We start from the raw sequence: 6,088 nt of genomic DNA on the forward strand, positions 1-6,088 counted from the left end.
AAGATGGCGAGCGACCGCCTGCTCGGCGTCCACGGCATCTACATCCAGCCGATCAACTATCCGACGGTGCCGCGCGGCACCGAGCGGCTGCGCATCACGCCGACGCCGTTCCATTCGGACGCGCTGATCGCCGAACTGCAGGACGCGCTGGTCGAGACCTGGGACGCGCTCGGCATCCCCTATGCCGCCTCCGGGCGCCCTGCGGTGGCCAAGAGCGACCGCATCATTCCGCTGCTGGTGCCGAAGTCAGGCGGGTGAAGCCGCCTCCTCACACCGTCTTCATCCATTTCGCCAGGCGATGCGCCGCTTCCTCGAGCTGATCGAGGCGGCGGTGGAAGCATAGCCTGAGGAAGGCCTCGCCGCCGGGGCCGAAGGCCGTGCCAGGCGCCACGCCGACATTGGCGTTGTCGACGATGTCGAAGGCGGCGGTGCGGGAATCGGTGATACCGTCGACGGTGAAGAACAGGTAGAACGCGCCTTGCGGCACGGTGAAGCGCGCCTTGCCGGTTGCGCCCAGGATATCGCAGACGAGGTCGCGCGCGGCGCGTGCACGCTCGACCTGTTCGACGATGAAGCCGTCGCCCTCGTCGAGGGCGGCGACCGCGCCGCGCTGCATGAACTGCGCGACGCCCGAAGTCGAATACTGGATCAGGTTCTCGAACACCTGCTGCAAGGCGGGATGGGTCTTGATCCAGCCGACGCGCCAGCCGGTCATCGCCCAGTTCTTGGAGAAGCTGTTGACAAACAGGATGCGGTCCTCGTCCGTGGCGATGTCGAGGAAGGACGGCGCACGGCCATGGCCATAGTGGAACAGCGCATAGATCTCGTCGGCGATGATCCAGAGATTGCGGGCGCGGGCCAGATCGAGGATTGCTTGAAGAGTTTCCTTGTCGGCGGTCCAGCCGGTCGGGTTCGAGGGCGTGTTGATGAGCAGCGCCTTCGTCCGCGACGTGACGGCGGACGCGATCTTGTCGATGTCGCAGGACCAGCCATTGCCGGACTGGTCGAGCGTGACCGCAACCGGAACAGCGCCGGCAACGCCGGCGGCGGCGGCGAAATTCGGCCAGGCCGGCGACAGGTAGATCACCTCGTCGCCGCTACCGGCGATGGCGTCGATCGCCAATTGGATGGCGTGCATGCCGGAAGCGGTGACGATGAATTCTTCCTCGGCGAAGCGTTTTCCGAAATGCCTGGCGTAGTAGCGGGCGAGCGCTTGCCTGAGCTCGGGAATGCCTTTCTGCCAGGTGTAGAAGGTCTCGCCGGCGGCCAATCCCCGGGCGGCTGCGTCGCTGATGAAGGAAGGCGTTGGCAGGTCGCCCTCGCCGGCCCAGAGCGGGATCAGGCCTTCGCGCAAGCGACCGTGGTTGACGACGGCGACAATGCCGCTTTCGGGAGCGGCGCGGGCCTCGGTGCGCAAGGTCTGGATCAGGGTCATGCAACAATCCGTCCGGTTTTCCACGACTGCTAACGTCTTTTACGACAGCCGCAAACAGAAAACCCCGGCCGCGAACGGCCGGGGTTTTGGTCCAGCGTGTCCGCCTTGAGATTATTTCTTGGCGAGCAGGTCGCGGATTTCAGTCAGAAGCTGGACATCGGCTGGAGGCGGTGCTGCAGCGGCGGCGGGCTTCTCGCGCTCCAGCCGCTTGCGCAGATTGTTCACGGCCTTGACCATCAGGAAGATGATGAAGGCAAGGATGAGGAAGTTCAGCACCGCGGTGATGAAGCTGCCATAAGCGAAAACGGCGCCTTCCTTCTTGGCTTCAGCCAGTGAGGTCGAGTGGACGTTCGAGGACAGTCCGAAGAAGTAGTTGTTGAAGTCCAGTCCGCCGAAGATCGCACCGACGATCGGCATGATGACGTCGTCGACCAGGGAAGTGACGATCTTGCCGAAGGCGGCGCCGATGATGACGCCGACGGCCAGGTCCATGACATTGCCCTTGGAAATGAATTCCTGGAATTCTTTCAGCATTCGACCCTCCTTGCCATGACAGGCCGCGCTGCCGCCCCGACTCTCCGGCGCCGACCCGAAGCCACAATAACAAAACCCCCCGGTTGCAAAACCGGAAAAAGGGCGAAGCCATAGCTTTGTGTCACACGCCGCGTCGTCGCGCACATATGCGCCGAAAGCCGCGATGGACTTGGGCTCCAAGCTGTGGTTGCGTCTAGACCGGTCCAGCGTTTGATGGAAACGCTGGACCGCTCTAAGTATTTGTTCTTACGCAATTCCGGACGGAAAACCGCGACACACTTTTCCTGGAATTGCTCGGGCGGACCGGGTGAGGACCGGTCAGGGAGGAAGTTCGAACCGTGCAAGGCTGGTTCGTCGTCATCATCGCGATCGCCTATGTGACGCTGCTTTTCGCCATTGCGAGCATCGGCGACCGGCGCTCGGTGGCAGCCGGGCTCGGCCGGGCGCGCCCCTTCATCTATGCGCTCAGCCTCGCCATCTACTGCACCTCCTGGACCTTCTTCGGCTCGGTCGGGCTTTCCTCCGAGCGGGGCCTCGAATTCCTCGGCATCTACACCGGCCCGGTGCTGGTCTTCGTGTTCGGCTTCCCGCTGCTCAACCGCATCGTCCGGTTGGCCAAGAGCGAGAAGATCACCTCGATCGCCGACTTCCTCGGCGCACGCTACGGCAAGAGTTTTACCGTCGCCGCGATCGCGACGCTGATCGCCACCATCGGCGCCGTGCCCTACATCGCGCTGCAGCTGAAGGCGATCTCCGGCTCGGTCAGCCTGATGATCGAGCACTATACCGGTTCGCCGCCCTCTTTCGATCCTTTTGTGAGCGACATCTCGCTGGTGGTGGCGATGCTGCTGGCGCTGTTTGCGGTGCTGTTCGGCACCCGCCACGCCGACGCCACCGAGCACCAAGACGGGCTGGTGCTGGCGGTGGCGGTCGAGACCGTGGTCAAGCTCGCGGCTTTCCTCGCCATCGGCCTGATGGTGACCTTCCTGGTCTTCGGCGGCCCCGGCGACATGTTCGACAAGCTCGCCGACAACGCGCAGGCCCGGCAGGCGATGGGCTACGGCACCTCCTTGGCAACCTGGCTGGTGCTGACCTGCCTCAGCGGTTTTGCCATCCTCATGCTGCCGCGCCAATTCTACGTCACCATCGTGGAGAACCGCAGCGAGGCCGAACTGCGCACCGCGACCTGGGTGTTCCCGCTCTATCTCGTGGCGATCAACCTGTTCGTGCTGCCGATCGCCTTTGCCGGGCTGTCGCTGGTCGGTACCTGGACCAGCAGCGACCTCTATGTGCTGTCGCTGCCGCTGTTCAGCGGCCACGACGTGCTCGCCATGGCCGCCTTCATCGGCGGCCTGTCGGCGGCGACCGCAATGGTCATCGTCGAGAGCGTAGCGCTGTCGATCATGATCTCAAACGACCTTGTCATCCCGCTGTTCGTGCGCCGGCTGCTCAAGACCCCTTCTTCCGACAATGAGGACTGGTCGACGCTGATCCTGAACGTCAGGCGGGCGTCGATCTTCATCATGCTGTTCATCGCCTTCCTCTACTACCGCGAGAGCACCAACAGCGCGCGGCTGTCCTCGATCGGGCTGATGTCGTTTGCCGCGATCGCCCAATTCGCGCCGGCGCTGATCGGCGGGCTGATCTGGCGCCGCGCCAACGGGCGCGGCGCCGCGCTCGGCATGGTCGCCGGCATCCTGGTGTGGGGCTATACGCTGCTCCTGCCTTCACTGCTGGCCTCCGACACCGAGATCGTCGTCCATGGTCTGTTCGGCTTCGAGGCGCTCAGGCCGCAGGCGCTGTTCGGCACCGTCGGCGAGCCGCTGAACCATGGGGTGTTGTGGAGCCTGTCGGTCAACGCGCTGTTCTTCGTGCTGGGCTCGCTGTCCCGTGCATCCGTGCCGCTGGAACGCATCCAGGCGGCGATCTTCGTGCCGCGCGAGGCGGGCCCGATGCCGAGCCTGCGCCGCTTCCGCACCGCCGTCACCGTCAACGACCTCAAGGACACGATCTCCCGCTATCTCGGCGTCGAGCGCACCGAGCGCTCCTTCCAGTCTTTCGAGAAGAACGCGAACGTCTCCCTGCACGGCAAGGAACAGGCCAGCATGGACGTCATCCGCTTCTCGGAGCAGTTGCTGGCGAGCGCCGTCGGCTCGTCCTCGGCGCGCCTTATCCTGTCGCTGCTCTTCCGCCGCAACGACCGCGACTCCAAGGACGCCTTCCGGCTGCTCGACGACGCCACCGAGGCGCTGCAGCACAACCGCGACCTGTTGCAGATCGCGCTCGACCAGATGGAGCAGGGCATCACCGTCTTCGACCGGGATTTCCGGCTGATCTGCTGGAATCGGCAATACCGGGCGCTGTTCGACCTGCCGGACGAGATGGGCCAGGTGGGCGTCTCGCTCGACCAGATTCTCCACCATCTCGCCGAGCGCGGCGACATCCCCGCCGACCAGCGGATGACGATGCTCAACCGGCTGACCAGTTTCGTCAGCCCGTGGCAGATGGAGCTCAGGACCAGCGGCCGCATCCTGGAGCTGCGCTCCAACCCGATGCCGGACGGCGGCATCGTCGCCACCTATGCCGATATTTCCGGCCGCGTCGAGCAGGACCTGGCGCTGAAGCGGGCCAATGAATCGCTGGAGCAGCGGGTCAAGAGTCGCACCGCCGAGCTTACCCGCGTCAACGAGGAGCTGGCGCAGGCGCAGATGCTGGCCGAGGAAGCCAACCTCAGCAAGACGCGCTTCCTCGCCGCCGCCGGCCACGACATCCTGCAGCCGCTGAATGCCGCCCGGCTCTATTGCTCGTCGCTGATCGAAAAAGCCGGCAAGGGTCGAGCCGGCAAGGCCGCCATCAACATCGAATCCTCTTTGGAGTCGGTCGAGACCATCCTCGGCGCGGTGCTCGACATCTCGCGGCTCGACGCCGGCGCGTTGAAGCCCGAGGACACCGCCTTCAGCCTCGGCGGGCTGCTTGGCCAGATCGGCAACGATTTTCGCCCGCTCGCCGCCGAAAAGAAGCTCGGGCTGAAAATCATGCCGTCCTCGCTTGGCGTCATGACCGACCGCAATCTGCTTCGCCGGCTGATCCAGAATCTGGTTTCCAACGCGATCAAATACACGCGCGACGGTCGCATACTGGTGGGTGTCAGGCGGCGCGGCGAGCTGGCCGAGATCCAGGTGATCGACACCGGCATCGGCATTGCCGGCGACAAATTGAACACCGTCTTCCACGAATTCACGCGGCTGGACGAAGGCGCGCGCGAAGCCGAAGGCCTCGGTCTCGGCCTTTCCATCGTCGATCGCATCGCCAGGGTGCTGAGGCTTGAAATCCGCATCTTCTCCAATCCGGGCAAGGGCACGCGCTTTTCGGTCATCCTGCCGATTGCGGCGATCGCGGCGCCGCCGCGCGAGGTCGGGAAGGCGCCGACGCGCGCGGCATCCTCACTTGCCGGACTCAATGTGCTGTGCATCGACAACGACGCGCGCATCCTCGACGGCATGCGGCTGCTGCTCGAAGGCTGGGGCTGCAGCGTCGAGACCGCTTCGGGATCGGCAGACCTCATGCGCCCCAGCGCGGTGAGGCCGGATGTGGTGCTTGCCGACTACCATCTCGACGGCGGCACCGGGCTCGACGCGATTCACAGGCTGCGCGCCGCCTACGGCCAGGACCTGCCTTGCGTATTGGTCACCGCCGACCGTTCCAGCGAGGTGCGCACGGCCGCAGGCAACCTCGATATTCCGGTGGTCAACAAGCCGCTGAAGCCGGCCGTCCTGCGCTCGATGATGGCGCGCGTCAGGGCGCTGGCGCCGGCGGCGGAGTAATCCTCTTTCTGCCTACCCTTGGTATCCCAGGCTTCTGAGATAGGCGCAAAACATGTCGGCGAGCGCATCGGAATAGGTTTCGATCTCGGCTGACGTGCGCGGATTTGCCGAAAAATCCGCTCCCACAGCGCTGAGCGTCTCGATGATCAGCTCTCCGGCCAGGTCGCGAACAGGATCCGAAGCCGCAGGCAGCGTCTCCTGCATGAAGACTTCGACCGTGCGGTTCGCCATGGCCCTTGCCTCCTGGGCCTCTGGCGCGTCCCGATAAAGATCCCATGAGGCGACGGGCGGCGGA

4 protein-coding genes and 1 pseudogene are annotated in these 6,088 nt (G+C 64.7%); 2 read left to right on the forward strand and 3 right to left on the reverse strand.

Annotation, left to right across the window (positions count from 1 at the left end):
• Positions 1 to 258: aminotransferase class I/II-fold pyridoxal phosphate-dependent enzyme (locus DH10_RS01025; protein ID WP_192384068.1), on the forward strand; the 258-nt coding region annotated here is incomplete at its 5' end.
• A gap of 10 nt (positions 259 to 268) precedes the next feature.
• Here DH10_RS01025 and DH10_RS01030 read toward each other — a convergent pair.
• Entirely contained in the window at positions 269 to 1,435 is a 1,167-nt protein-coding gene (locus DH10_RS01030; protein ID WP_192257332.1) for a pyridoxal phosphate-dependent aminotransferase, read from the reverse strand.
• 111 nt (positions 1,436 to 1,546) lie between these two features.
• Positions 1,547 to 1,969 (reverse strand): large conductance mechanosensitive channel protein MscL, encoded by a 423-nt coding sequence (mscL, locus tag DH10_RS01035; protein ID WP_192257331.1) that lies wholly within the window; start codon positions 1,967 to 1,969, stop codon positions 1,547 to 1,549.
• A 338-nt stretch (positions 1,970 to 2,307) separates the two neighbouring features.
• Between mscL and DH10_RS01040 the strand changes: the two genes are divergently transcribed.
• Positions 2,308 to 5,793 (forward strand): PAS-domain containing protein, encoded by a 3,486-nt coding sequence (locus tag DH10_RS01040; RefSeq protein WP_192384069.1) that lies wholly within the window; start codon positions 2,308 to 2,310, stop codon positions 5,791 to 5,793.
• A gap of 12 nt (positions 5,794 to 5,805) precedes the next feature.
• On the opposite strand, the pseudogene DH10_RS01045 reads toward DH10_RS01040, so the two are convergent.
• Positions 5,806 to 6,088: pseudogene (locus tag DH10_RS01045) on the reverse strand (TetR/AcrR family transcriptional regulator); the annotation flags it as partial.

It is taken from the genome of Mesorhizobium silamurunense (genome assembly GCF_014843825.1).
GTDB lineage: Bacteria > Pseudomonadota > Alphaproteobacteria > Rhizobiales > Rhizobiaceae > Mesorhizobium > Mesorhizobium silamurunense.

What these genes read in the sequence shown, in the direction of transcription:
- DH10_RS01030 (WP_192257332.1), bottom strand. Translation starts at nt 1,435, where the DNA reads ATGACCCTGATCCAGACCTTGCGCACCGAGGCCCGCGCCGCTCCCGAA.
- mscL (WP_192257331.1), bottom strand. Translation starts at nt 1,969, where the DNA reads ATGCTGAAAGAATTCCAGGAATTCATTTCCAAGGGCAATGTCATGGAC.